A 26,186-nucleotide genomic window follows, 5' to 3' on the forward strand; every position below is an offset into this window, starting at 1 on the left:
AGCCCGATGCCTGAACCGGGACAGTAATTTACGTGATTACCTGTCAGCACGATGCTATCAGGTAGAATGCAAAATCGAGCGGAGAAAATTCATCCGCTGCGGTTCTCACCCTGGTAGTTTAAAAAGTGAGTTTCAGGCCCAGCGCCAGCGTGGCGATATCGGGCAGCGAGAGGGCACGGCGGTTTTGGGCGTAACTGATCAGGTACAAGTCGTTGGTGGCCAGTTCATAATAGGCCGTGAGTTTGTGGGGGTGGCCCGCAGTGGTAGACGGTAAGACGTAACTTAGGCCGCTGCCCAACACCGGCCCTACCCGCACGGTGTTCGAGAACCAGTAGTAATCGTCGGGGTACTGGCCGGGTTTGCCGGGGTTGCGCAGGCCCCAAGTGTAGCTCGTGTAAACGCCCACCGACAGCGGCGTTAAAGCCAGCCGCGGCGCTAGGGGCAGCTTCCAGGGTGAGTACTTGGCCTTCGCCGCCACAACCGACAGGGTAGTACCGGCATGCTGGCGCGGCACGTACCCCGCCAGCACGTCGAGGTCGAGCCGGTCGTGGGCAAGGCTCAGGCCCGTGCCAATGCTCAGCATGCCTATCCCACCGCCGGTTTGCACCGTCAGGTGGTTAGGGAGATACCAGCGCCGCGGGGCGGTGGGCCGGTCTGCCCGCCGGTTGAGCACGGCCACCGAGTCGGTATCCGTGGGGGCGGCGGCGGCCAGCAGCGGCAAGGCCAATAGGGCCAGCAGTAGCGCGTGCGGCTTGTACCAGGTTGTGAGGAGGGCGCGACGCATCAGAAAGATACTTGCTTAAGCCGAAACTGCTTGTCGCCCCACACCGTCACAATCAGGTACCGGCGCTTCTCGAAGGCGTAGGAGTTCACGTAGGTTACGCCATCGTTGAAAGGCTGACCAATACCGTAATCGTGGCGGTGGCCGTTCATTTCGAACACCAGCCGCGGGTCGGCGCGCAAGGCCGCCGTGTATTGGTCGCGCACGGCCGGGTCGAAATCTTCGTCCTGGGGCGGTACGTGCGAAACGATGACGTGGCGGCGGGCCGTACGGTCGGCCAGCTGCTGGTTTACCCAGGGCATATCGGGCACCTGCCCGTTGAAATTGTACTCCCGCCCGTTCGTATCGGTCATGATGAACTTGGTATCGCCGAACGTGAACGAGTAGTTAAGGGGCCCGAAAATTTCCTGATAGGCCTCGCGGCCGTTGGCTACGTGGTCGTGGTTGCCGATAACGGTCAAGTAGGGCATCTTTAACTGGCGTAGCTGGTCATCGATCCAGCGCATCTCGCGGGCCAGGCCGAAGTCGGCAATGTCGCCACTGACCAGCATAAACTGAATGCCGGGCTGCTGGTTGACGCTCTTAACCAGGTCTTCCACATCGTCGTAAAAACGCTGCGAGTCCCCACTGAACACGAAGCGCAACGTATCGTCGGTCGGGAGTGGGGTTTTGGCCAAGCGGGCCAGGTTCTTGGCCGTCAGGTCCTGCTGGTCGGCTGGCCCGCGGTAGTCGTTAGGGCTGAACTCGATTAGTTCGCAACTGCCCAGCCCCAGGGCCAGTCCGGCGGCCAGCACGGCCCGGAGCGAAAAACGTGATAAAGCGGCACTCATTCTCTTCGGCATCAAAAGCGGGGGGCAACTCTGCGCGGCCGGCAACCAGCCCCGAAGAATAAGGCCAGTATACCGCTGGGCCCAACTACTTGTTTGGCTTCCCAAAACCTCATTCGTTGCAGAACGAGTTGGTTAAGCCTCCGAGTTTCCAGTTCGGGAAGCCTTTGACCGCAATCAGCCGGTAAAATAAAATCTGAAGACATTCTGAAGAAAAGCCGAGTTTCCATACGAAAAAGATGGGCCGCCATCCGAACATGCTTGGTGCCGGACGGGGAAAGTGCTGGTTGGGGCTGGCCGATGCCGGGGAGGTTATTAAAGATGTTTCTTGCCAAACTTTTTGGCTTTGGGCCGCATTTCTTAGTTTTCCTCTCTCTTGTTATTTCGACGCCAAACATGGCCAAAGTAAAAACCCTGTACTTCTGCCAGAACTGCGGTGCGCAGTCGGCCAAATGGATTGGCCGCTGCCCGAGCTGCGGCGAGTGGAACACCTACGTAGAGGAAGTGGTGGAGAAGGCCGACCCCAACACGGCTGCCAACGCCTGGAAAGCCTCGTCGTCGGTTGGCACTACCTCCAAGGCCGCCAAGCCCAAGGCCCTGGGCGAAATCCTCTACGAGGAAGAATCGCGCCTCAACACCCACGACGACGAGCTGAACCGGGTGCTGGGCGGCGGGTTGGTACCGGGTTCCCTGGTGCTCATCGGGGGCGAGCCGGGCATCGGTAAAAGCACGCTCATGCTCCAGATTGCCATGCAGCTCAGCGGGTTACGGATTCTGTACGTGAGCGGGGAGGAAAGTGAGCAACAGATAAAAATGCGGGCCGAGCGCCTGGGCCGCCAGCACGAGGGCCTCTACATCCTCACCGAAACCAATACCCAGAACATCTTCCGCCAGATCGACCAGCTCCAGCCCAACGTGGTCGTAGTAGATTCCATCCAGACCCTGCACAGCACCTTGGTCGAGTCGGGGGCGGGCTCCGTGAGCCAAGTGCGCGAATGCACCACCGAGCTGCTCAAATACGCCAAGGAAACCGGCGTACCGGTGCTGCTCATTGGCCACATCACCAAGGATGGCTCCATTGCGGGCCCCAAAATCCTGGAACACATGGTCGACACCGTGCTCCAGTTCGAGGGTGACCGGCACCTGACCTACCGGATTCTGCGCACCATCAAAAACCGCTTCGGCTCGACTTCCGAGCTGGGTATTTACGAGATGCAGGGCGCGGGCCTGCGGCAGGTGAGCAACCCGAGCGAAATCTTGCTTTCGCAGCGCACCGAAATCCTGAGCGGGCTGGCCATTGGGGCCACGCTGGAAGGCAACCGCCCCCTACTAGTGGAAGTGCAGGCGCTGGTAACGCCGGCTACCTATGGCACGCCCCAACGCTCGGCCACTGGCTTCGACAGCAAACGCCTGCAAATGCTGCTGGCCGTGCTCGAGAAGCGGAGTGGCCTGCGCCTGGGCCAGCACGACGTGTTTCTCAACATTGCTGGGGGCCTGCGCCTCGAAGACCCCGCCTTGGACTTAGCCGTGTGCGCGGCCGTTGTCAGCTCCCTCAACGATGTGCCCATTCGGGGTGAAATTTGCCTCGCGGCGGAGGTTGGCCTGAGCGGCGAAATCAGGGCCGTGAGCCGGCTCGACCAACGGCTGAGCGAGGCCGAGAAGTTGGGCTTTGCGGAAATGTACATTTCGCAGTTTAACGCCAAGGGTCTCGACCTGGCCCGCTATGGCATTCGGGTGCACCCCGCCGGCCGGCTCGATGAGGTACTGACGGGCTTATTTGGCTAGCCGAACTCCGAATTGGGGCGAACCGGCTGATGATGGTGCGAAATAGGGGATATTGGTATAGTTATTTTTTTTAATCGCTTGATACTGTCGGCCCCGGGGTGGTGTACAAAACTTTGGCCTGCCCCGGGCTGCGTCCGAAAAAGAAATTAGTAGCGTTGGGCAATCTGCTTTATTCCGGCGTATCTTCGGACACGGATTGACTTTTACCGCGAATTACAACTGACACGCCCCCGGGCGTCTGCTCCCCGAACTGGCCGGCTTGGCTCCCTACTACCCACAACCGCTCCTTCCGATGACCTTTCGACTCACCTTCATTACGTTCCTGATCTGGTCCGGCCTGCTGCTGGCGCCGGTGCTAGGGTGGGCCCAGGGCACGGTAGTCCTGACCGGCAAAATAACCGGCCGCCTCTCTTCCGATACCGTGGCCGTCTCGGTGCGCGAAAACCCCTTGGAAGCCCGTGAGCAAATCACCTACGCCCGCCTCGACAGCAAGGGCGAGTTTCGGATGGCTATAACCATTGGGGGTCCCACCCGCGCCGAGCTGGTATATGGCGACGACGTAACGGAAATGTTCCTGGAGCCCGGCAACCAGATCGATATCCGGTTCAAGGATTCCGACTTAGCGGGCTCCGTTCGGTATAAGGGCCGCGGAGCGGAGGCGAGCAGTTTCCTGGCCGAATTGGGCGACAAATTTGTGGAAAACGATGGTTTTCAGGTACTGCCCGACAACATCATGTTCTACGAGCCCCACTTTCTGTCCTTTCTCGACTACCGCCGCAAGGAAGAGCTCAAGTTCATGGAAAACGGTACCCAGGACCTGAGTCCTGCCTTTAAGGAGTACGTACTGGCCCAAATCAACTATAGCTACGCCAACGACCGGCTCACGTTCCAGGACCTGCGCGAGCAGGTGGTGGCGACCGAAGGCCGGTTGAAGATGTCGGCCAACTACTACGATTTCATCAATGACAAGGCCCTGATTGAAAACCCCCAAGCCATTCGCAACGGCCTTTACCAGGAGTTTTTGCTCAACTACATTCATCACATTGCCATTGCCGAGGGCAAGCAGCGCACCGACCCCGATTTTTACCAGGTTTGCTACGAACTGGCCAATAAGCGGCTCAGCGGCAAGATCAAGCCTATCGTAATGGGCCGGATTCTAAAGGAGTCGTTTCGCTTTGGGCACATCCGGCAGTCGGCGGCCATGCTCGAAAAATTCCGGTCCGTAGATCCAACCAATGAGTACTACCCCGTGCTCAAAGCCGACTTTGAAACGCACAAGGATTTTGCCATTGGGGCTCCGGCACCCGATTTCCGGCTCGTTTCCACGACCGGCGACACAGTAAGCTTGGCGCAGTTTGCCGGCAAGCTGGTGTACCTCAATTTCTGGCGCACGACCAGCGGCTTGGCCCTGCGCGATTTGCCCTACGCGGCCGACCTAGCCAAGAAGTTCGACGGCAAGAATATTGTCTTCCTCAATGTCGCCCTCGACGAAAACGAGGGAGCCTGGAAGCAACTGGTCATCAGTAAGCGGCTGCCCGGCGTGCATGTGCGGACCAGCGGTGGGCTGCGCTCGGCCGTGGCCCGCGCCTACGGCGTGCAGGACGTGCCTACTTACTTCTTGCTGGCCGAAGACGGGACCTTTCTCAACACCCGCCCCAAGCGCCTGAGCAGCCGCGCCGCCATCGACGAAATCAAGGAGTCGTTCGGTAAGGCCAACACGTACAGCAGCACGCTGCCCGTTAAACAGTAAAGCCGAAAGGCCAGGAGGCCCAAATGCCAACGCCGCCGAATGGCCCTGTCGGGTTCGTTCGGTGGCGTTGGCGGTTAGCCTACCACCCGTTCGGCTTTATTTTCCTTACTTTCCGCATGTTTTCCCGCCGCCGTCTTGCGCCTGCTGCCGAGCTTTCCGATGCGGAACTGCTGCGGCGCTACCACGCCCAGGGCGATGTGCACGACGTGGGAATCCTCTACGAGCGGCACATGGCGGCCGTGCTGGCCATTGCCCGCCGCTACCTGCCAAGCGAGGCCGACGCCCAGGATGCCGTAATGCAGCTTTTCGAGCAGCTGGTGGAGAAGCTGCGCCGGCATGAAGTGGAAAACTTCCCGCCCTGGCTGGCCACTACCGCCCGCAACCATTGCCTGATGGCACTGCGGGCCCGGCAGCGGGCCGGCCCCGCGGCGGGTGGGGCGCTGGTAGTGCACTTTCCCGATGCTGCCGGTATGGAATTGGCGGCCGCCCGGCATCAACCCGCTACCGACGACCCCGCCGAAGCCGAGGCCCACGAGCAGCAGCTTGAGCGGCTCGAACAAACTCTCGCCGAATTACCTCCCGATCAGCGCCGGTGTCTGGAGCTGTTTTACCTCGAAAAGAAAAGCTACCGCGAAGTAGCCGCCCTCACCGGCCTCGACTTGAACGCCGTTAAAAGCCACCTCCAGAACGGCAAGCGCAACCTGCGCCGCCACCTCCAGCCTGCCACGCCCCATGCCACGCCCTGACTTCCCTGCTGCTCCCGCTCCGCCCCGGCACTTGCCGACGGAGTTGCTGCGCCGGTACGTGGCCGGCGAACTGCCACCCGCCGAGGAACACGCCGTGGAGGCGCATACGCTGGAGTGCGACCAGTGCGCCGATGTACTCGAAGGCCTGGAAATGCGGCCCGCCGCCGTTACCGATGCCAGCCTCGCCGAGTTGCGCCACCGCCTGCACGCCCGCGTAGCCGAACTGGCGACTGAAACTCCCGAAACCGCGACGCTGTCGGTGCCCCAGTGGAATTGGCGGCCGTTGGCGGCGGCAGCGGCGCTGCTGTTTACCCTCGGGCTGGCCGTATGGCTGCTGCTGATCCGCCAGCCCGGATCAAGCCCCGAAGTGGCCTCCCGCCCCCAGCAAGCCCAACGAAAAGCGAATTACGCCCTAAACTCAGCGTCCGAAGCAGAAATAGCTGATCTGGACGAAGCTACGCCGATGGCGGAACCAACTGCCCCGACGGTTGCGCTACCACTGCCGGCCGCACCCGAAGTGGCCGTAGTGCGGCCAGCGGCCGCGCCGCGCCAGTTGCCGGTAGGCCGCAGTAGGGGCGGGAAAAGTGCTCGTAACCAAGAGCCACAGCTGGCCGCCGCCGATGTAGCTGTAGCCGACCAGGTAAGCCCTGAACCAATTACCACAGCTGCTCCCCCCGCAGTGGCCGCTGCTGCCAGCGAAACCAGTAAGCTGGCCCGCGCCACTAAGAGCGCCCCGCTTCCTGCGGCAGCCCCTGATATAGCCATAGCCGCTACCGAGCCAAGCATGGGCGTCGTTGCCCGCACGGTGCAGGGCCGCATTACCGACCAAGCCGGCCAGCCCGTACCCGGTGCCACGGTGCTGGTACCCGGTACTAAAACCGGGGTTTCTACCGATGCCGACGGACGCTTTGCCCTGGCCGTACCGCCGCTGGCAAGTCAGCTGGCCATTAGCTCCATCGGCTACACCACCCAAACCCGGGCCCTGCGCCCCACCGATTCGACGCTGGCCCTGGCCTTAGCCCCCGATAACAAGCAGCTCAGCGAGGTGGTAGTGGTGCGGCGCGAGGCCCCGCCGGGGCTACCCAGCGTGGGGCCGCTGCCAGCCGGAGGCTACCCCGCCTTCCGCCAATACCTGCGCGACAGCCTCGATTACCCCGACAAGGCCCGCGAGAAGCAGCTCCAGGGCTACGTGCGCCTCCAGTTTTTGGTGGGTGTCGATGGCAAGCTGAGTGATATCAAAGTAACCAGCAAACTCTCGCCCGAGTGCGATGAGGAGGCCATTCGGTTACTGAAAGAAGGTCCGGCTTGGTTCCCAGGCGTGCAGAGCAACCGCCGCACTGCCCGTAAAGTCGAGGTGAAAGTGCCGTTTTCCCTGGAAGAAAAGTAAGAAGCAAGTCGTGGCGTAAAAGCAAAAGCCATTGAACGTCAGCACTTGGCTGGTTCAATGGCTTTTGCCTTTACGCCACGACTTGGAAGGCTAGCCGCTGTAGCCGCCGCCGCTCTCGGGGGCGGTAGCGCTACCGCCGGCCTTGTCGGGCGTGGGCAGGTCGGATTCGGTTTTTACCTCGATGTGGCTGTAATCGGGCGTGCCGTTGCCTTCGGTGGGTACAGGCGTGCCGTCTTCCCCTTGCGAAGCAGTGTTGCTCTTGTTAGGAGCAGGGGCCTCTTTGTTTTCGGTGTGCGGGGGTGTAATGGCGGAATCCTGGGCCGTGGTGGGCTTGCTGGGGGAGGTGGAGAGGGCGTCGGACTCGTCTTCGAACGTCTTTTTCATGGCAACAAAAGGAAAGAAAGGGTTATGGAGTTAATGGGCCGCGCCGCAATTAGCCGTTGTTGCTCATGTCGCCGCTGGTCATCACCTCAAAGCTGATTTTGGCCGTGATGCGGTACTCGGAAACCTTGTTGTCGCGGACGCGGCAGCTCTGGTCTTTGATATAGATGGAGCGGATACCTTTTACCGTCTTGCTAGCTTCGGTAAGGGCGTTTTGCATCGCGTCTTCGAAGCTTTTCTCGGAAGAGGCTAGTATTTCGATTACTTTTTTGATTGAGCTCATGGGAAGGATAACAGAGGGTTAAGAAAAGGAGGAACTGTTCTATTCTACGGAGCCGGGCCCGTGGCGGACGACGTGAGCCCGAGAAAACCGGCTTTTGGGGCCGACCGGCCGTGGTTCGGGGGTTGGTTCGCCGGCTCGCGCCGGGTTGCGTACTTTTGCCCCGGTATTTACCTCCTCGTTTACCTACTTTCTACTTCCGATTATGACCCAGTTCCGCCAGGAAAAAGACACGATGGGCACCGTGCAGGTGCCAGCCGACGCGTATTACGGGGCCCAGACCCAGCGCAGCATCGATAACTTCCGTATTGCCCAGGACGTCAACCGGATGCCGCTGGAAATTATCCGTGCCTTCGCTTACCTCAAGAAGGCCGCCGCCCTCACCAACCAGGAAGCCGGGGTGCTCGACGCCGACAAGGCTGCGCTGATTGGCCGCGTCGCCGACGAAATTCTGGAAGGCAAGCTCGACGACCAGTTCCCGCTGGTGGTGTGGCAGACCGGTTCGGGCACCCAGAGCAACATGAACGTGAACGAGGTGATTGCCTACCGCGGCCACGTGCTGCAGGGCGGCAGCCTCGCCGACGAGAAGAAGGTGCTGGCCCCCAACGACGACGTAAACAAGAGCCAGAGCAGCAACGACACCTTCCCGACGGCCATGCACATCGCGGCCTACAAGATGCTGATGGAAACCACCATCCCGGGCCTCGAAAAGCTGCGCGACACGCTCCGCGCCAAGAGCGAGAAGTTCATGCACATCGTGAAGATTGGGCGCACCCACCTCATGGACGCCACCCCGCTGACGGTAGGCCAAGAGTTTTCGGGCTACGTTTCGCAGCTCGACCACGGCCTGCGCGCCATCCGCAACACGCTGGCCCACCTGAGCGAGCTGGCCCTGGGCGGCACGGCCGTGGGCACCGGCATCAACACGCCCGCCGGTTACTCCGAAAACGTAGCCCGCCACATTGCCCAGCTCACCGGCTTGCCCTTCATCACGGCCGAAAACAAGTTCGAAGCCCTGGCCGCCCACGATGCCATTGTGGAAGCCCACGGTGCCCTGAAAACGGTGGCGGCTTCGCTGATGAAAATCGGTAGCGACATCAGGTTGCTGGCCTCGGGGCCCCGCGCCGGCATCGGCGAGCTGCACATCCCCGACAATGAGCCCGGCTCCAGCATCATGCCCGGCAAGGTGAACCCCACCCAGTGCGAAGCCCTGACGATGGTAGCCGCCCAGGTGATGGGCAACGACGTAGCCATCAACATTGGCGGCATGAACGGCCACTTCGAGCTGAACGTGTTCAAGCCGATGATGATTTTCAACTTCCTGCACTCGGCCCGCCTCATCGGCGACGCCTGCGTGAGCTTCAACGATAAGTGCGCCGTGGGCATCGAGCCCCTCGAAGCCAACATCAAGAAGCACGTGGATAGCAGCCTGATGCTGGTGACGGCCCTCAACCCCCACATTGGGTACTACAAGGCCGCCGAAATTGCCCAGACGGCCCACAAAAACGGCTCGACCCTCAAGGAAACCGCCATCAAGCTCGGCTACATCACGGCCGAAAATTTCGACGCCTGGATGAAGCCCGAAGAAATGGTGGGCATGTAATTTGGCGTTGCCTTACCAAAAAAACGGAAGCCGCTGCCCCGCCTGGGGTGGCGGCTTCCGTTTTTTCGGGGCATCTTTACTTTCTTACCTGCTGATTTCTGCCTCATGGATTTCTCCCAGAACATCATCCTCGAAAACGACCGGGTGCAGTTGCGCCCGTTGACTACTGCCGATTACGAGGCCCTGCAGTCTGTGGCCGCCGACCCCGAGCTGTGGACCTACACCCTCACCCGCGCCGACGATGCCATTGGGCTGGCCGCCTACATTGCCCAGGCCCTGGAAGGCCGCGAGCAGGAAACGCGCTACCCCTTCCTCATCATCGACAAGAACACTGGGTTGGCAGCCGGCAGCACCAGCTTTTACCAAGTGAGTGAGGCCGAGGCCCGCCTGAGCATCGGCTACACCTGGGTGGGCACCGAGTTCCAGCGCACGGGCCTGAACCGGGCCTGTAAGTACCTGCTGCTACACTACGCCTTCGAGGAGCTGGGCTGCGAGCGAGTGGAGCTGGAAACCGACGCCCGCAACCAGAAGTCGCGGGAGGCTATGCGCCGGCTCGGGGCCACCGAGGAGGGCACGCTGCGTAGCCACCGCTACACCCAAGGCGGCGTCCGGCGCGACACCGTGATTTTCAGCGTTATCCGCGCCGACTGGAACGAGTTGCGGGCCAGCGTTTTCGGCCAATCGAGCAGTGGCGGGCGAAGCTGAGCCAACTGGCCCGGCGCCGCGCCGGGCCGCGCTGCTCCGGCGGCGGGCAGCCAGCTTTGGCCATGCTTTTCGGGGGGTGGGGGCAGCGCTGCGCACCGAAGTGCACCTTTGGTTTCATGCCGCCGCTACGGCCGCGGTGCTGGGGCTGGGCCTCTACTGCGGGCTGGCCCGCTGGGAGTGGGTGGCGGTGGTCCTGAGCGTGGGCGCCGTGTGGGGCGCCGAGCTACTGAATACGGCCGTGGAGGCCGTCGTAGACTTGGTGTCGCCGGAGTATCACCCGCTGGCGGGCCGGGCCAAAGATGTGGCCGCCGGGGCCGTGCTGGTGGTGGCGCTGGCGGCGCTGGTGGTGGGGCTGCTCGTGTTTGGGCCTTACCTGCTGCCCATCTGGGCCCGGATTAACGGCCTGTAAGCGGCTTTTTCGCTGGGCCTTCTCAACGAACTAGGGCGGGGCTTCGTACCTTCGGGGAGGGGGTAACCAGCCTTCCTGCTTACCTGCGGTGGGGGTTCATTTCCCTCCCATCATCTGCTCCTATGCGAATTGCTTTAATTCTGGCGGTGCCTTTGGCGGCTGTGCTGTTCAACTCCACCGCCTGCCAGCGCGGCGTATCCGTCACAACGCCCACCGACCCACCCCAGACCGGCGTAGTTGGTGGGGCCTCCACGCCGGCGCCCACCAGCGCCAATACCATCGAGCCCACTCCGAATCCGACGCCCGCTTTCGATAACGAAAAACGCCCCGATTGGCTGGAGGCTAAGATTCGCCAGCACTACAAGGCCGAAAAGGCCAACCCGCCCATTCACATTTACAGCTACCAGTACAACGGGCTCACGGTTTACCACGAGAGCACGCCCTGCTGCGACCAGTTTACCAACCTCTACAACGCGGCCGGCCAGCTGTTGTGCCACCCCGAAGGCGGCCTCACCGGCCGTGGCGACGGCAAGTGCGCCGATTTCAGCGAAACGCGCACCGAGGAAAAGCTCGTTTGGCAGGATCCCCGGTAGCCTTTTTTAGAAGTGAGAGGTAGGAGGTAAGAAGTGAGTTGATATAGGTCGACTTCACTTCTTGTTTTCTCCCCAAGTCTCACTTCTTACCTTTTACCCCTCACTTCTTACTAATGATTAACACGAATGAAAAGCTGGGGGCCTACGGTGTGTGGGCTAACGAAACCCTGCTTACGCACCTCGATGGCCTCGTGGCCCAGGGCGCTACGTTACCCGCGGGCGCATTGCGCCTGTTCAGCCACGTTCTCAACGCCCAAGCCATCTGGTTGGGTCGCCTTACCAATACGCCCAGCCCCGTAAAAGTGTGGCAGGAGCACGATCTGGCCGGTTTGCATCACTGGCACGAGCAGACGTCGGAACGGTTTCACCAGTATGGTGTGGAAGCCAACGAGGAGGAGCAGCATCGTTTGCTCACGTATACCAATTCGGTGGGTGATGCTTACACTAGCCAGGTGTCCGACGTTTTTACCCACGTCCCCATCCACGGCAATTACCACCGCGCCCAAGTGGCTAAGGAGTTGCGGGCGGCGGGCCTGGAGCCCATCAATACCGATTTCATTACTTACTGCCGCGAGCTGTCGGCGAAGGCCGAAATGGCCGACGTGCCCAGCCTGTAACGCCCGCCAGCTGGCCTGCAGATGAAACCCTTTCGGTGGCTTCGGCCGACCGAAAGGGTTTTTCGTTTGTTATAGCCCCCAAGTGTTCTGCCTCGGGCAGCCGCTGTTTCTCTGACCCTGTTTTTCCTTTTATGACTACTCCCATTCCGGCCCAACCGCCCGTATTGCGCCCCGAACAGCTCACTGCCGCCTACACCTATGCCCAGTATCGCCAGTTGATTGACGAGCTGATGACGGAGGACAAGACCACCGGTGAAACGCAGTCGGCGGAGCTGACGGCCTACGCCCGCCTCAACATCCAGCGCATGGAACGCCTTGACAAAAAGGCCGAACTGGTGCCCGAAATGACGGCGGCCCTGGCCGATATTACCCAATCCTACGAGTGGGTTATCATCACGGAAGGCTGGTGCGGCGACGCGGCCCAGATTGTGCCGGTACTCGAAAAAATAGCCCAGGCCAGCCACGGCCGCATCCGCACCCATTACCTACTGCGCGACCAGAACCTGGACTTGATGGACGGCTACCTCACCAACGGCGGCCGCTCCATCCCCAAGCTGCTCATCCTGCACGCCGATACGCTGACCGAAGTAACCAACTGGGGGCCGCGCCCAGCCTTAGCGCAGGACTTGTTTCTGGAGATGAAAGCCGCCGGAGCTACCCACGAAGAATTCGCCGAAGCCCTCCACGGCTGGTACGCCAAAAACAAAACCCAAGCCACCCAGCACGAATTACTGGATATCGTGCGTGGATTGTAAGTGGTGAGTGAGTAAAACGAACGTCATGCTGTGCCTTCGCGCAGCATGACGTTCCGTTTTACTCACTCACCGAGTCATTCAGTCACCGCTGCTACCGCAACCGGTCCATGCTGCGTACCAGCCGCTCGTCGCGGCGGATGAAGCGGCTGGCCAGCAGGTTGAGCATCAGGGCCAGCGTGGGTAGGTAAAAGCCAGCCTCGAAGGTGCCGGGCATTTTGATATTGAGCAGCTGCTCGCCCAGGCCCGAGTAGTAGAACCCGGCCCCAATAGTGCCCACGATGAGCAGGAAGTTGAGCATGCCCAACTTGAGCTGGTTGAAGCGGTTGCGGAACTGGAAAATCTGGAATAGGGCCAGCGCTGCCGAAGCCGCTGCCAGCGCCGCAATGGCCCAGGTATTAATGGGCGCCGGGTCGCCGGCAATGGGCTTTTCGAAGGCCAGCTGGGTGGCCGTGAGCACCACGGTGCGCTGGCTGGCTGGGTCGAACTTGCTCCAGATGGGCAGGAACAAAACGCTGAGCATGGCCAGAGCCAGCAGGAGCAGAAAAACGCTTTGGATTCTTTGTATCATCTTTGTGTTTTGACTTTTCGGCGACTAAAAGGCGACCCCTTGGGTCGGCAAAAGTAGCCAACTACGACCAGAAAACCGGACTCTTTCCTATGCCTACTGCTTATATTGTGGATGCCGTCCGCACGCCCATCGGCAAATTCGGCGGCGCGCTCAGCAGCGTCCGCCCCGACGACATGGCGGCCCACGTGCTGCGCGAGCTGCTGCGCCGCAACCCCTCGCTCGACCCCGCTGCCATCGAAGATGTGGTACTGGGCGCCGCCAACCAGGCCGGCGAAGACAACCGCAACGTGGCCCGCATGGCCGGCCTGCTGGCCGGGCTGCCCGTTACGGTACCTGGCACGACTGTTAACCGCCTATGCGCCTCGGGCCTGCAAAGCATCATGGACGTTTCCCGGGCCATTAAAGCTGGCGAAGGCGACGTGTACCTGGCCGGCGGTACCGAGAGCATGACCCGCGCCCCGTTCGTGATGGCCAAATCGGCCACTGCCTTCGACCGCGACTTCACGGCCCACGACACTACTCTGGGCTGGCGCTTTATCAACCCCAAGCTCTCGAAGCAGCACCACCCCTACGCCATGGGCGAAACGGCCGAAAACGTGGCCCGCCAGTATAACGTGAGCCGCGAAGACCAGGACCAGTTCGCCTTCGACTCGCAGCGCAAGTACCAGCGGGCCTTCGAGAAGGGCCGCTTCCGCCGCGAAATTGTGCCCGTATTCATTCCCAAGCCCAAAGGGGCTTCCGCGCTCTTCGACCAGGACGAGCATCCGCGTCTCTCGACCCTCGACAAGCTGGCCACGTTGCGCCCCGCCTTCCAGGTCGATGGCTCCGTCACGGCCGGCAACTCGGCTGGCATCAACGACGGGGCTGCAGCGTTGCTGATCGTGAGCGAAGCCGCGCTGGCCAAGTACGACCTCAAGCCAATGGCCCGGGTAGTGGCCTCGGCCGTGGTGGGCGTCGACCCCGCCTATATGGGCATCGGCCCGATTACGGCTACCCGCAAGGTGCTGGAGCGCGCCGGCCTTACTATTGATGATATCGACCTGTTCGAGCTCAACGAGGCCTTTGCCTCCCAGGCCATTGCCTGCATGCGGGAGCTGCAAATCGACCCGGCCAAGGTGAACGTGAACGGCGGCTCTATTGCCATTGGCCACCCACTCGGGGCCAGCGGGGCCCGCATCACGGCCACGCTGCTCCACGAAATGCAGCGCCGCGAGGGTGTTCGTTACGGCCTGGCCACCATGTGCGTAGGCGTGGGCCAGGGCGCCGCCGTGATTTACGAGAAGGTGTAAGGGAGCGGGCCGTAGCGCGAAGCTCCAGCTTCGCGTGTCGTAGAACGGAATCGTAACAAAGTCAGCAACGGTACGCGAAGCTGGAGCTTCGCGCTACGGTCCATACTTCCTTTCGTCCATGCCCGACCCGCTGCTGACTCCAACACTGAAACTACCGATACCTGGGGCCCGGCTGCGGCCCTGGACCTTCGCCGACGCGCCCGCTCTGGCCCATCACGCCAACGACAGGCGCGTCGCCCGCTACCTGCGCGACTCGTTTCAGCACCCGTATTCGGTGGGCGATGCGGAATTTTTCCTGTGTCTGGTGGCCGACAGCACCCGCGACCTTTTTCTGGCTATTGAAGCCGATGGGGAGGCCGTGGGCAGTGTAGGTGTCCACTTCAAAACCGACGTGCGCCGCCGCTCGGCCGAAATTGGGTACTGGCTCACGCCCGCCTACTGGGGGCGGGGCTTGGCCACGGCGGCCGTACGAACTGTTTCGGCCTACGTGCTGGCTCAGTTCGACGTCTGCCGGCTCTACGCGGTGGTATTTGCCAATAACCCCGCCTCGGCCCGGGTACTCGAAAAAGCCGGCTACGAGCTCGAAGCCCGCATGCGCCGGAGCGTAGTGAAGGATGGCGAAACCCTGGATTCGCTGCTCTACGCGCTGGTAGTGTAGGATCTTTAAGCTGTTCGCGCTACACGCTAATAGCTATCAGCTACAACTAACAGCTCCCAAAGAATGCGCTACTTCCTGCACCTGGCCTACGATGGCACCGATTACCACGGCTGGCAGATTCAGCCGGGCGTGAGCACCGTGCAGCAGGAGCTGGACCGCTGCCTGAGCCAAGTGCTGCGCCAGCCGGTGTACTGCCTGGGCAGCGGCCGCACCGATGCGGGCGTACACGCCAGCCACCAAGTGGCCCACTTTGATGCCGAGCTACCCGAGGGCCTCGATGTGCCCACGTTGCTTTACCGCCTCAACCGCGCCCTGCCAGTAGGCATCCGGGGGCAGGTGCTGCACCCTGTGCCGCCTGATGCCCATGCTCGCTACCACGCTAAAATCCGCACTTACGAGTACCACGTGCGCCTGCTGCCCGATCCCTTCGCTACCCGCTTCAGCCTCTACCTCGACCGCGCCCCCGACTTGGCTGCTATGAACGAGGCCGCCGCCCACTTGCTAGGCACCCACGACTTCACTAGTTTTTCCAAGGTGAAAGGCAGCGAGAAGCACTACATCTGCACCTGTTTTGAGGCGGGCTGGCACGAGGAGCCCGGCGGGCTGGTGTTCCGCATCCGGGCCAACCGGTTCGTGCGGGGTATGGTGCGGCTGGTGGTAGGCACGCTGCTGAGCGTGGGCCGGGGCAAAATGCCCCCCGAGCAGTTCGGGGAAGTCTTCCGCAGCCTCAACCGCGTGCACGCCAGCGGCGCAGCCCTGGCCAACGGCTTGTTCCTGTGCCGCGTCGAGTACCCCGCTGAGCTGGTAGGCGGCCAGGAACTGCCGGCCGGGCTGCCGTATTTTTCGCGGGAGTAGGATAGGGGACAGCAGCAAAAGAACGGTCATGCTGAGCATAGGCAGAGCCAGAGTCGAAGTATGACCGTTCTTTTGCTGCTGTTCTCTCCACTTCTCACATTCCGCCCGCCGGCCGGTTACCTTTGCATTCCCGTATCAATTCCCCAATGGAGCAAGCTACCCCCGCCACCAAAACCGGCAACGTATTCGACTGGCAGGTGCTGCGCCGGCTGTTCAAGTACGTGCGGCCCTACCGGCGCGTCTTTTACTTCCTGATTTTCCTCACCATTGCCACGGCGGCGCTGGGCACCTTGCGCCCGTTCCTGATTCAGCGGATGGTTGATGTGAGCATTGAGCAGGGCGATATAGCGGGGCTGAACCAGATGTTCGGGCTGTTGCTGGTGCTGCTCGTGGGCCACGCCATCGTGAGCTACCTCCAGACGTATTTCGGCGGCTGGCTGGGCCAGTATATCGTGCGCGACATCCGCGTCGACCTCTATCGGCACATTCTGGATTTGCGCCTCAAGTTCTTTGACCGCACGCCCATCGGCCAGCTCGTTACCCGCAACATCTCCGACGTGGAAACCCTTTCCGACGTGTTCAGCGAGGGGCTGGCGGCCATGATTGGCGACATTCTGCAGCTCGTGTTTATTGTGAGCTTCATGTTTTACATCGACTGGCGGCTCACGCTCATCAGCCTCTCGGTGATTCCGCCGCTGCTATTCAGCACCTACGTATTCAAGGAGAAGATCAAGCAGTCATTTCAGGAGGTGCGCACGGCCGTATCCAGCCTCAACTCCTTCGTGCAGGAGCACCTGACGGGCATGAACGTGGTCCAGATTTTCAACAATGAGGAGCGCGAGTTTCGCAAGTTCGAGAAGATAAACCAGGAGCATACCCGCGCCAATATCCGGTCGGTGCTCTACTACAGCATCTACTTCCCGGTGGCCGAAGTGCTGGCTGCCGCCGGCGTGGGCCTGCTGGTGTGGTACGCAGCCCAGGGCCAGATCGAGGGCACGATTTCCAAGGGCGCCCTCATCGCCTTTATCATGTACAACGCCCTGTTCTTCCGCCCCATCCGCCAGATTGCCGACCGCTTCAATACGCTGCAACTGGGCCTGGTGAGCACCGAGCGCCTGCTCAAGCTCCTCGACAGTAAGGAGCTGATGGCTGACAATGGTACCTACATTCCCGAGCAGCTGCGCGGTGAAGTCCAGTTCGAGCACGTCTGGTTTGCTTACAACGACGAGGACTGGGTGCTGCGCGACGTGAACTTCGACATCAAAGCGGGCCAGACCTACGCCTTCGTGGGGGCCACCGGGGCGGGCAAAACCAGCATCATCAACCTGCTCAGCCGCTTCTACGAAATCAACAAAGGCACCATCCGCATCGACGGCCACGACCTGCGCGAGTACGACCTCAAGGACCTGCGCCGCCACATCGGCGTCGTGCTCCAGGATGTGTTCCTGTTCGCCGGCACCATCCGCGACAACATCACGCTGGGCAAAACCGACATCACCGACGCCCAGATCTGGGAAGCCGCCGACCTCGTAGGCGCCCGCCGCTTCATCGAGCGCCTGCCCGGCGCCCTCGATTACGCCGTAATGGAGCGCGGGGCCACGCTCTCGGTGGGCCAGCGTCAGCTCATTAGCTTCGTGCGGGCCATGGTCTACCAACCCCGCATCATCATTCTCGATGAGGCCACCTCCTCAGTCGATTCCGAGACGGAGGAACTGATTCAGGAGGCCATTGAGAAGCTCATGCAGGGCCGCACCAGCCTCGTGATTGCCCACCGCCTGAGCACCATCCAGAAAGCCGACCAGATAATCGTGCTCGACAAAGGCGAAATCAAGGAATCGGGCACCCACGAGGAACTGCTGCGCCACCAGGGTTTCTACGCCAACCTCTACCAGATGCAATATGTGTAAGAGGGCGGCTGAAGAACAGTGTCATGCTGAGCGGAGTCGAAGCATTTCTACCCCAGTGCCAATCCTGACACCGGAGTAAGCATTGCGGTAGAGATGCTTCGACTCCGCTCAGCATGACGGCCTATTATTTACCCCAACAGCTCATACCTTCCCTTTATGAACCGAATTTCCCTTGCCCTGGCGTTGCTGCTGATTGTTGGTTTCGCCGTGGCATACTGGCAGATGGGCGGCTTCAAGGCCGCCACTGTAACTGCCGAAACCACCAGCCGGCCCTACTTTGTGGCCGGCCGCTACTACGCCGGCCCGGCCAACGACGAAGCCTTTGGCGACCTGACCCGCCAGGCCTACACCCTGCGTAAAGCCGGCAAGCTGCGCGGCGACTTCGGCAACATCTTCTACAACAGCCCCGAAAGCACCCGCGACTCGGCCCGCGTGTTCGTGGGCGTGCTCGTAGCCGATACTAGCTCCCAGGCCCTGCCCGCTGGTTATTCCTACCGCACGTTCGCGGCCGGCCAGCGGGTGTTGCACGCTCGCATCAAGGCCAGCTACCTCGTCGCCCCCGACAAGCTCTACAACGGCATCAAAACCGCCGCCGAAGAGCAGAAGCTGACGCTCCGGCATGTGTACCTGGAACACTTTCCCGATCAGGGTGAGCCCGAGGTTTTTGCGGCGGTGAAGTAGCGGGTCAGTAACGCAACAAGCCCCATCCGAATCGTGCGGATGAGGCTTGTTGCGCTATGTCTTCTAGCTCAGTTGCGGCCCAGGTAGAGTGATATGCCCAGGTTCAGGTCCTGAAGACCGAAGCCAAAATCAAGAATGCTATCCGTCGTTTTAATGCTTTGAGAGTTGCGTCGATATTTGTCTGTCAGCCGGTTATAGCTGATCCCACGCAAAGTAAGCTCTAAGCCCAGTTTGGTGGTCGGGAAAAATACAATACCTGGCAATAAACTACCGTAGATACCCTGCTGGCGGGAACCTCCACTACCAAGCCCATTATACAAGCCACTTGAACCGTAAACATTCTGGTAGCCACTTGCCAGTCCACCGTACAGCGCTACTTTTTCACCGATGAACTTGTAATAGCGGGCAAAAAGTCCGCCGCGGAGTGTTCGTATTGTATTCTCAGTCACAATTAACTGGATGCCTCCAGGAGTCACATCTTCGTAAAACCTATCATATGTGTTGAGGTTGACACCTGCCCCAACGCCTATCACTAGGTTGTCAGCTATGAAATAACCCGCGCTTGGCTGAAAGTTGAATCGCTTATCTCTTTGCTCTAGAGGTTGCCTGCTGGCGCCAATGCTATTAGTTTCGCGTTTTTGATAACTGTAGCCGATGGACCCGGTGAGTAGCTTAGTGCCCGCTGAAATCTGGGCCTGGGCTGATAAGGTGCCGGCGCTTAGAAGGAGCACGGCGAAAAGGGTCTTTTTCATAAGAGGGGAAAGAATAAAAGATGGGCGAAAGTAAGCGTTTGCAACGAGCAGACGGCGATTTAACGGCTCGCTTATGTTCTTTAGTATCGGTATACCGCTATCTATTTCTGGGACTGAAGCGTTGAGCTGAAGCCCAACCTCCCTGAACGCCAAACTGCCCGTCGAACCAAAGTTCAGCGGGCAGTTTGAAAGAGAGGGTACTACGAAGTCGGGGTGGCAGGATTCGAACCTGCGGCCTCCTGCTCCCAAAGCAGGCGCGATACCGGGCTACGCTACACCCCGAAAAAAAGCCTCCGGGTGGGGTTCCCGGAGGCTTCAATCGAAAAAATTCCTCGGTCGGAGTGGCAGGATTCGAACCTACGACCTCCAGCACCCCATGCTGGCGCGATACCAGGCTACGCTACACCCCGATAGAATTATGATGCAAATGTACGGTAGCCGGCGGGTAATGTGCAAGCCACCCGCTGGTTTTTTCCGGGCACCAACTACATTTTGAGCAGGCCGGCAGGCTATCGGGTTGCTTTAGTGTCAGTTGAGCCATTGAAAAAGCTCGGAAGCAGTAGCATAAAAGCAGGCTTGGCTCGTTTCTTGTAAACAATTTTTCACTCATTTTTGAGTGAGAAAAATCCGGTGATGGGGGAGTTCTTCGTATCTTCCTTGTCTTGTGTAGCTCCTCCGTCCATCTTCCAACACGCGTATGAAAACTTCTACTTTCCTGGGATTCCTGCTGGCATTGCTAATTGCGAGTCCGGCGGCGCAGGCCCAAACTGCGGCTGCTGCCGCGCCGATTGCGGCCCAATCTGCGCCCGTGGCCCTAATTACCGATAAAACAACCGTGGCGCCCGCTTCCACTGCGGCCATAAAGGTGCGGCTTGAAACCAACCCCGTTACCCGCCACCTCATCGTGCGCACCGATGCCAGCGGCCCCACCCGGGTCGAGCTCAACGGTGCCGATGGTCATCCTGTCCTCACCCGCGACCTGCTGGCCGGCGACCTGGTAAGCCTGGACGTTAGCCGCCTGCCAATGGGCTCTTATCTTGTCAAGTGCACTTCGGGCGAGCGTAGCGGCACGAAACGGGTGATATTGGGGCAGTAGACAGGCAGCTAATTAAGTAGCTAATGGTGCTTAAGTAACAGCAAGAAGAATCTGGACAAAAGAAACCCTGCAACACGCGTTGCGGGGTTTTATTTTGCCCAACTTGGCTGGTGTCTTTCAACCACTACTGCTTATCTGACGGCCGCGCCATGACCAACCTTTCGTACTGGGAGTACCAGTCTTTTCTGGAGGAAGCCGATGTGGTGGTGGTAGGCGGCGGGCTGGTGGGGCTCACAGCGGCCATCTACCTGCGGCAGCACCGGCCCCAGGCCCGGGTGCTGGTGCTCGAACGCGCCGTGCTGCCCAACGGCGCCAGCACCAAAAATGCCGGTTTCGCATGCTTCGGCAGCGTGTCGGAGCTGCACGCCCAGGAGCAACGCGGCGGTACTGCCGCCCTGCTGGCCGTGGTGCAAGCCCGTTGGGAAGGCCTGCGCCGCCTGCGTGAGATGCTCGGCGACGAGCCCCTGGGCTACCGGCCCGAAGGCGGCTTCGAGCTGTTCAAACCGGCCGACGCCACCTTGGCGGCCAGCAGCCGCGGGCTGTTGAGCTATTACAACGAGCTGCTGGCCCCCATTATCGGCCAAGAAACGGTGTTCCGCAACGCCTCGGCCCGCATTGCCGGGCTGGGACTGGGCCAAACGGAGATGATGCTCGAAAACACGGCCGAGGGCAGCCTCGATACCGGCCGACTGATGCTGGCGCTGCTGCGGCGGGCCTGGGCCGCGGGCGTAGTGGTGCTCCACGGCTGCCCGGTGCAGCACCTCGAACCCAAGGCCGGTGCAGTACGGGTGCACCTGCCCGGCGGGCCCACGGTAACGGCCGGGCAGGTGTTGGTGGCCACGAATGCCTTCGCCCGCGAGCTGGTGCCGGGCCTCGATTTGGTGCCCGGCCGGGGACAGGTGCTGGTAACTGAGCCGCTGCCCGATCTGCAACTGCCCGGCACCTTCCACTACGACCAAGGCTACTACTATTTCCGGCAGGTGAACCAACGGGTGCTACTAGGTGGGGGGCGCAACCTCGATTTCGACGCCGAGCAAACCACCGCTCCCGGCCTGACGCCGCTCGTGCAGCAGCGCCTCGAAGAACTGCTGCACACGGTCATCCGGCCCGGCCGGCCGCGCCCCCGCATCGACTACCGCTGGAGCGGGATCATGGCCTTTGGCCCGGCGCTGGAGCCTATTATCAGGCAGGTATCGCCCGGCCTGTACGTGGCCGTGCGCTGCAACGGCATGGGCGTGGCCCTGGGCGCGGGCAGCGGTTGGCAGGCCGCCCAGCTGATGACGCAGTAGGAGCGCGGCCCCGTCAGTCGGCCTTATTCTACCAGTGTCCCGATGTAGCAGTTTTCGGTATCTACTTCCAGGTTGTCTTTACTCAGTCCGGGCAGGTTTACCGGCTGGAAGGTGGTCGTCAGGGGGACGGGTACGAAGCCGGCAGCACCCCGCACGCGCAGGCGGGCGGGCAGCTCGAAGCCGGGCACGGCGGCAATCCAGCGGGCCAGGGGCGGGCCGGTGGCCGGAAAGCGTACTTCCAGTACCGGCAGGCCGGGGTGGCGCAGGTACTGGTCGAAAACGGGCGTCAGATTCTGGCCGGTTTGCTGGTTGAAGTAGTCCACGACCTGGGCCGTGGTTACGGTTTGGTGGTAGAAGGTGCGGTTGAGGCCCCGCAACACCTCCCGCCACTTCGCGTCGTCGGGCACGTAGGCTGTGCGGATGAGGTGGATAAGGTTACTGCCCTTGTCGTACATATCCGACGAACCCTCCTCGTTCACCTCGTAGGGCCCGATAATGGGCGCGTCGTTGCGGATGTTGCGGCGCTGGCCGTGGATGTAGGCGCGGGCCGCGTCCTTCCCAAACTGGCTTTCCACGAATAAGGCCTCAGAGTAGGTCGTGAAGGCCTCGTGAATCCACATATCGGCAATATCCTTGCTGGTGATGTTGTTGCCAAACCACTCGTGGCCGCTTTCATGGATGATGATGAAGTCCCACTTCAGGCCCCAACCGGTGCCCGAGCGGTCCTGGCCCCGGTAGCCGTTGCGGTACTCGTTGCCGTAGGCCACAGCGCTCTGGTGCTCCATGCCCAAATGGGGCGTTTCGATGAGCTTATAGCCATCTTCGTAAAAAGGGTAGGGCCCGAACCAGTACTCCATGCTTTTGAGCATGGGTTTCACGTTCTCGCCAAACTGCTTTTTAGCCTTGGTCAGGTTCTCCGGGAGCACCCAATAGTCGAGGCTGAGTGGGCCCTTCTCGCCGGCATAGGTGTCGCTGAAATGGGTGTAGTTGGCCACGTTCAGGGCCACGTCGTAGTTGTTGATGGGGTTGGCCACGAACCAGTCGAAGCGGGTGGCCCCGCCCTTGAGCTTGGTGGTGCGGCGCAGGCGGCCGTTCGACACGTCGGTCAGGCCCTTGGGCACCGTAATGCTGATGAGCATGGAATCTACCTCGTCGGCCTGGTGGTCTTTGCAGGGCCACCAGATGCTGGCGCCCACACCCTGGCAGGCCGTGGCCACCCAAGGCTGCCCCGCGCCATGCTCGGCAAACACGAAGCCCCCGTCCCAGGGCGCGTTCTGGGCCACTGTCGGCTGCCCGCCATAATACACCGTGAAGGCTGCCCGCTGGCCCTGCTTAATGGGCTCGGGAAACGTGACGAATACGGCGTTGAACTCGCGGGTAAACGGCAGCGGCTTGCCCTGGTACTCCACCTTTTCCACGGTCATGTTGGCAAACAGATCGAATTGCAGGCGGGTGAAATCCTGGGTGGCCGTAAACCGGAACTCGTTGGAGCCCCGGATGGCCCGGCCGGCCACATCGAGGCGCACGTCGAGGTGGTAGTAATTGATGTCGTAGCAGGTCCGGAGCGGCGTGAGATGGCCCCGCAGCGAGTCGGGCCGGCTGAAGGTAGAGGCCGTTTGCAGCAGTTGGGCGGCCGCGGGCCGCATCAGGCCGAGCATTGCACTGAGTAGTAATAGAATTGGAAAACGCACGGCAAAGCAGGGGAGGTTAGGTGGTAAAGAACGGAGTTCGGGGCCAAACGCTGCATACTGGTACCGCGAAAAGCGGCCACCCCGTACCAATGGGCAACGAAGTTTCGTGCTGCCGGCCGGGCCGGCGTACCTTTGCGGCTGTTTTTCCGCACTTCATGTCTTCCATCACCACTCCCCCCGCGCCTTCCCGGGCCGCTATTCTGCTGGCCTTCGCCTCCCTCTACATCATCTGGGGCTCTACTTACCTGGGCATCCGCTTCGCCATCGATTCCATGCCGCCGCTGCTCATGGCGGGTTCGCGCTACGGGCTGGCGGGGCTGCTGCTCTACGGGTTTATGCGCTGGCGGGGAGAGCCGGCCCCTACGCGCAAAGGCTGGGGCATGGCCTTGGTTATTGGGGTATGTCTGCTGGGCTTTGGCAATGGCGGCGTCACGCTGGGCGAGCAATACATCCCGACGGGCCTAGCGGCGCTACTGGTAGCCACGGTGCCTATGTTTCTGGCGGTGCTGGGGTGGCTGAGCGGGGTTTCGCAGCGCCCGAAGCTGCTGGTAGGTGTGGGGCTGGCTATCGGGCTGGGTGGGGTGTACCTGCTGGCCCGGGTACCGGGCGCCAGCCATGTAGCTCTGCCCGGCCACGCAACCCTGGGCACCGGCCTGGTGCTCACGGCGGCACTGGTGTGGTCAATTGGCTCGCTGTACTCCAAAAACCACCAGCCCACCCCGTCGCCGTTTCTGTCGGGCGGCATGCAGATGCTCTGCGGGGGAGTGGTGATGCTGCTCGTGGGCCTGGTGCGGGGCGAGGCCCAGGGCTTTCACTTCAGCCAGGTAACCACCACTTCTTGGCTGGCCTACGTGTACCTAGTCACGTTCGGGAGCATTGTGGGCTTCACGGCCTACATCTGGCTGCTGCGAGTGGTAGAACCAGCGCTGGCGGGCACGTATGCCTTCGTAAACCCAGTAGTGGCCGTGTTGCTGGGCTGGGCCTTCCTGGGCGAAGTTCCCGGCCCCAAAATGCTCGGCGGCGCGGCCCTGATTGTGGTGGCCGTAGCCTTAGTGGTACTGGGTGGCCGCCGGAAGAAGTTGAAAGACTAGCTGCCCAATCGGCGTTTCGCTTTTGGTAAAATCCGTAGCCGTGCGGGTTGCCCGCCCAACGGCAATGCTGTTGCCATTGAGGGACGCTTCAATTTGCCGACCCACGCAGCCCGCTGGCGAGGGGAGATATGTGCTCTTAAATTGATGGATCGGTAAGTCATAACAAGCTGAATGGAAATATTTTGCCTCACTTTAAGACTAATAACCAGAAAACGTTAGATATTTTATAGATTACGGCGAATAACAGCAACCTGCGTAAATTCGCTGCGTACCTGCTACTCCCACCCGTTCTTTACTTCCCACCCATGAAAACTACCGCTACCCGTCCAGATATTCGCACCGAAGGCGACATTAAAAAACTCGTCGATTCGCTCTGCCACAAGGCCACCCAGGATACGCTGCTTGGAGCCAGTTTTGCCGCTGCTGCCCGCATTCACTGGCCCCACTACCTCACCTCGCAATACCGCTACTGGAGTAGCAAATTGCTCGGCGTTGGTATTGCCGAAGGAGAAGCCCTCCCTGCCCAGGTGGCCCTACCCCGAAGCGGGGCCCACGTCGAGCACTGGCTACAGCTGTTTTCTTCTACGGTCGAGGAGTACTTTGCCGGATCAAAGGCCGAAGAGGCAAAGCAGCTAGCTCGCCAGATGGCCACCCGCCTCAGAGCCACCCGCAACCGCGAGCTGCCGGTCGACTAAATCTGCCTCTGGTTATCTTTACTCGTTCTCCGAAACACGGCTGACGTTCGATTTGCCGTTTTTCATTCTACCAGCAGCCTCGTTTTAGGTGCCGTTGCAGCGGCTGCCCAGTAAACAAATGCCAGGTACTTAAACGACCCCGTAGCCTAGGCTGCGGGGTCGTTTTTATTGGCCAATAGTGCGCTGGATTAGGCTGGGACCATAATGGGAGCTTTGTGGTGTTGCGGTGGCTTGCGCGAAGCCAAATCGCGCAAATAGCTTAGGTCCATAATGCTAAAGCCAACTTTGGAAAGAAAGGGTACTACTACGAATAGGACCGTTTCGATGGTCTGATCAAACACCTCCAAGCCCGAGGGGCCCAGCGCCCAAATGGTAGGATAAGCTACCCACAGGATGGTAAGAAAGCCCAGCAGCTTGCCGTAGATGGTGCCCAGTTCGGCATCCGAGTTGATGGCAATACGCCGCACTGGCCCCCACAACAAGTATAGCACGGCTACAAACGCTCCTACGCCGCATAAAAACCAGGTAAGCCGGGCAGTGCTGTTTTCCGACAGGTCGGCCAGCAGCCCACAGACAATCATAACCACATCGGCAGCCACCAACCCGAAGAGCAGTGTAATACTGCGCTCCTGCTTGGGCGTATAGAACATGGCTGTAAAAGCCAGAGCCAGCAGTAGCAGTGGGGTACTCACCACCCAGTCGAGGTAGCGGGCGTAGTGCGTTATCTGGCCGGCCACCTCAGTTTTCCCCTGCCCCATGGCCATGCCCATGTAGGCCAGCGCCGACCAGATAGGTATTAGCATGGCAATGCTGTATTCGTACTGCGGAACGTTTTTAGGATTGCGGCTCCAACTCCAGAACAGCAGTGTGCCGCCCACCATAAGCGCCACGTAGAGCCAGTACAGTAAGGTTTGGGTTTCCATAAGCAGGTAATTAGAAACGAAGGATAAAAGGAGCTATAACCTACTTGTCAGCTATGGTTTAAGTTAGTTTTA

Annotated in this window: 27 protein-coding genes and 2 tRNA genes; 19 read left to right on the plus strand and 10 right to left on the minus strand. The window is 60.7% G+C overall.

Going from position 1 to position 26,186, the window contains the following annotated elements; all coding sequences use genetic code 11:
* Positions 1-118: 118 nt before the first annotated feature.
* Positions 119-784, minus strand: coding sequence for a hypothetical protein (locus CDA63_RS04435; RefSeq protein ID WP_088463248.1), 666 nt, complete (start codon positions 782-784; stop codon positions 119-121).
* On the minus strand, positions 784-1,611 hold the full coding sequence (locus CDA63_RS04440) for a metallophosphoesterase family protein (RefSeq protein WP_088463249.1): 828 nt from the start codon (positions 1,609-1,611) through the stop codon (positions 784-786). Before CDA63_RS04440 ends, CDA63_RS04435 begins: the two co-directional genes overlap by 1 nt.
* Positions 1,612-2,004: 393 nt before the next feature.
* On the opposite strand from CDA63_RS04440, the gene radA reads away from it, so the two are divergent.
* From radA to CDA63_RS04460, 4 genes are all read left to right on the plus strand, one after another.
* Entirely contained in the window at positions 2,005-3,393 is a 1,389-nt protein-coding gene (gene radA / locus CDA63_RS04445; protein ID WP_088463250.1) for a DNA repair protein RadA, read from the plus strand.
* Between the two features lie 292 nt (positions 3,394-3,685).
* Positions 3,686-5,143 (plus strand): TlpA family protein disulfide reductase, encoded by a 1,458-nt coding sequence (locus CDA63_RS04450; RefSeq protein ID WP_088463251.1) that lies wholly within the window; start codon positions 3,686-3,688, stop codon positions 5,141-5,143.
* A gap of 116 nt (positions 5,144-5,259) precedes the next feature.
* Positions 5,260-5,889 carry an RNA polymerase sigma factor gene (locus CDA63_RS04455; RefSeq protein WP_088463252.1) on the plus strand — a complete coding sequence of 210 codons (630 nt, stop codon included), beginning with the start codon at positions 5,260-5,262 and terminating at the stop codon, positions 5,887-5,889.
* Entirely contained in the window at positions 5,876-7,276 is a 1,401-nt protein-coding gene (locus CDA63_RS04460) for a TonB family protein (RefSeq protein WP_088463253.1), read from the plus strand. The genes CDA63_RS04455 and CDA63_RS04460 overlap by 14 nt, the downstream gene beginning before the upstream one ends.
* Positions 7,277-7,366: 90 nt before the next feature.
* Here the strand turns inward: CDA63_RS04460 and CDA63_RS04465 are convergent, their stop codons facing one another.
* Both CDA63_RS04465 and CDA63_RS04470 read right to left on the minus strand, forming a co-directional pair.
* Complete coding sequence (locus CDA63_RS04465) at positions 7,367-7,660, minus strand: hypothetical protein (protein ID WP_088463254.1); 294 nt, start codon at positions 7,658-7,660, stop codon at positions 7,367-7,369.
* Positions 7,661-7,709: 49 nt separating this feature from the next.
* Positions 7,710-7,940, minus strand: coding sequence for a dodecin family protein (locus CDA63_RS04470; protein WP_088463255.1), 231 nt, complete (start codon positions 7,938-7,940; stop codon positions 7,710-7,712).
* 202 nt (positions 7,941-8,142) lie between these two features.
* Here CDA63_RS04470 and fumC point away from each other — a divergent pair, with 202 nt between their 5' ends.
* The 6 genes from fumC to CDA63_RS04500 all read left to right on the plus strand — a co-directional run bounded on the left by fumC (position 8,143) and on the right by CDA63_RS04500 (position 12,619).
* Entirely contained in the window at positions 8,143-9,540 is a 1,398-nt protein-coding gene (gene fumC, locus CDA63_RS04475; RefSeq protein ID WP_088463256.1) for a class II fumarate hydratase, read from the plus strand.
* Positions 9,541-9,645: 105 nt separating this feature from the next.
* Positions 9,646-10,245, plus strand: a complete 600-nt coding sequence (locus CDA63_RS04480) for a GNAT family N-acetyltransferase (protein ID WP_088463257.1) — start codon at positions 9,646-9,648, stop codon at positions 10,243-10,245.
* Positions 10,229-10,654 (plus strand): diacylglycerol kinase family protein, encoded by a 426-nt coding sequence (locus CDA63_RS04485; RefSeq protein ID WP_088463258.1) that lies wholly within the window; start codon positions 10,229-10,231, stop codon positions 10,652-10,654. Before CDA63_RS04480 ends, CDA63_RS04485 begins: the two co-directional genes overlap by 17 nt.
* A 122-nt stretch (positions 10,655-10,776) precedes the next feature.
* Complete coding sequence (locus tag CDA63_RS21235; protein ID WP_242434543.1) at positions 10,777-11,247, plus strand: DUF6970 domain-containing protein; 471 nt, start codon at positions 10,777-10,779, stop codon at positions 11,245-11,247.
* Between the two features lie 113 nt (positions 11,248-11,360).
* The gene (locus CDA63_RS04495; protein ID WP_088463259.1) at positions 11,361-11,864 is read left to right on the plus strand and encodes a DinB family protein; all 504 of its coding nucleotides are present in this window, start codon (positions 11,361-11,363) and stop codon (positions 11,862-11,864) included.
* Between the two features lie 131 nt (positions 11,865-11,995).
* The gene (locus CDA63_RS04500) at positions 11,996-12,619 is read left to right on the plus strand and encodes a thioredoxin family protein (RefSeq protein ID WP_088463260.1); all 624 of its coding nucleotides are present in this window, start codon (positions 11,996-11,998) and stop codon (positions 12,617-12,619) included.
* Positions 12,620-12,710: 91 nt separating this feature from the next.
* On the opposite strand, the gene CDA63_RS04505 is transcribed toward CDA63_RS04500, so the two are convergent.
* Entirely contained in the window at positions 12,711-13,187 is a 477-nt protein-coding gene (locus tag CDA63_RS04505; RefSeq protein ID WP_088463261.1) for a DUF4293 domain-containing protein, read from the minus strand.
* An 89-nt stretch (positions 13,188-13,276) separates the two neighbouring features.
* Here CDA63_RS04505 and CDA63_RS04510 point away from each other — a divergent pair, with 89 nt between their 5' ends.
* From CDA63_RS04510 to CDA63_RS04530, 5 genes are all read left to right on the plus strand, one after another.
* On the plus strand, positions 13,277-14,476 hold the full coding sequence (locus CDA63_RS04510; RefSeq protein ID WP_088463262.1) for a thiolase family protein: 1,200 nt from the start codon (positions 13,277-13,279) through the stop codon (positions 14,474-14,476).
* 118 nt (positions 14,477-14,594) lie between these two features.
* Positions 14,595-15,134: a GNAT family N-acetyltransferase gene (locus CDA63_RS04515; protein WP_088463263.1), complete on the plus strand. Its 540-nt coding sequence runs from the start codon at positions 14,595-14,597 to the stop codon at positions 15,132-15,134.
* 63 nt (positions 15,135-15,197) lie between these two features.
* The gene (gene truA, locus CDA63_RS04520; protein ID WP_088463264.1) at positions 15,198-15,989 is read left to right on the plus strand and encodes a tRNA pseudouridine(38-40) synthase TruA; all 792 of its coding nucleotides are present in this window, start codon (positions 15,198-15,200) and stop codon (positions 15,987-15,989) included.
* A gap of 146 nt (positions 15,990-16,135) precedes the next feature.
* Positions 16,136-17,896, plus strand: coding sequence for an ABC transporter ATP-binding protein (locus CDA63_RS04525; RefSeq protein WP_088463265.1), 1,761 nt, complete (start codon positions 16,136-16,138; stop codon positions 17,894-17,896).
* 156 nt (positions 17,897-18,052) lie between these two features.
* Positions 18,053-18,577, plus strand: coding sequence for a hypothetical protein (locus tag CDA63_RS04530; RefSeq protein WP_088463266.1), 525 nt, complete (start codon positions 18,053-18,055; stop codon positions 18,575-18,577).
* A 68-nt stretch (positions 18,578-18,645) separates the two neighbouring features.
* On the opposite strand, the gene CDA63_RS04535 is transcribed toward CDA63_RS04530, so the two are convergent.
* The 3 genes from CDA63_RS04535 to CDA63_RS04545 form a co-directional block, all read right to left on the minus strand.
* Positions 18,646-19,329 (minus strand): hypothetical protein, encoded by a 684-nt coding sequence (locus CDA63_RS04535; protein WP_088463267.1) that lies wholly within the window; start codon positions 19,327-19,329, stop codon positions 18,646-18,648.
* A gap of 208 nt (positions 19,330-19,537) precedes the next feature.
* Positions 19,538-19,611, minus strand: a tRNA-Pro gene (locus CDA63_RS04540).
* A gap of 54 nt (positions 19,612-19,665) precedes the next feature.
* A tRNA-Pro gene (locus CDA63_RS04545) sits at positions 19,666-19,739 on the minus strand.
* A gap of 287 nt (positions 19,740-20,026) precedes the next feature.
* On the opposite strand from CDA63_RS04545, the gene CDA63_RS04550 reads away from it, so the two are divergent.
* Positions 20,027-20,425 (plus strand): T9SS type A sorting domain-containing protein, encoded by a 399-nt coding sequence (locus tag CDA63_RS04550; protein ID WP_088463268.1) that lies wholly within the window; start codon positions 20,027-20,029, stop codon positions 20,423-20,425.
* Between the two features lie 149 nt (positions 20,426-20,574).
* Positions 20,575-21,714, plus strand: a complete 1,140-nt coding sequence (locus CDA63_RS04555) for an NAD(P)/FAD-dependent oxidoreductase (RefSeq protein ID WP_088463269.1) — start codon at positions 20,575-20,577, stop codon at positions 21,712-21,714.
* A gap of 23 nt (positions 21,715-21,737) precedes the next feature.
* On the opposite strand, the gene CDA63_RS04560 is transcribed toward CDA63_RS04555, so the two are convergent.
* Positions 21,738-23,405, minus strand: a complete 1,668-nt coding sequence (locus CDA63_RS04560) for a M1 family metallopeptidase (protein WP_088463270.1) — start codon at positions 23,403-23,405, stop codon at positions 21,738-21,740.
* A 155-nt stretch (positions 23,406-23,560) separates the two neighbouring features.
* Between CDA63_RS04560 and CDA63_RS04565 the strand changes: the two genes are divergently transcribed.
* Together CDA63_RS04565 and CDA63_RS04570 are read left to right on the plus strand one after the other, a co-directional pair.
* A complete protein-coding gene (locus CDA63_RS04565) occupies positions 23,561-24,496 on the plus strand; it encodes an EamA family transporter (protein ID WP_088463345.1) in 936 nt (311 codons plus the stop codon).
* 305 nt (positions 24,497-24,801) lie between these two features.
* Positions 24,802-25,191, plus strand: a complete 390-nt coding sequence (locus CDA63_RS04570; protein ID WP_088463271.1) for a group III truncated hemoglobin — start codon at positions 24,802-24,804, stop codon at positions 25,189-25,191.
* Positions 25,192-25,379: 188 nt separating this feature from the next.
* Here CDA63_RS04570 and CDA63_RS04575 read toward each other — a convergent pair whose 3' ends face one another.
* Positions 25,380-26,114: a bacteriorhodopsin gene (locus CDA63_RS04575; protein ID WP_088463272.1), complete on the minus strand. Its 735-nt coding sequence runs from the start codon at positions 26,112-26,114 to the stop codon at positions 25,380-25,382.
* Between the last annotated feature and the right edge of the window lie 72 nt (positions 26,115-26,186).

The sequence above is a fragment of the Hymenobacter amundsenii genome (genome assembly GCF_002204745.1).
In the GTDB taxonomy this organism is placed as follows: domain Bacteria; phylum Bacteroidota; class Bacteroidia; order Cytophagales; family Hymenobacteraceae; genus Hymenobacter; species Hymenobacter amundsenii.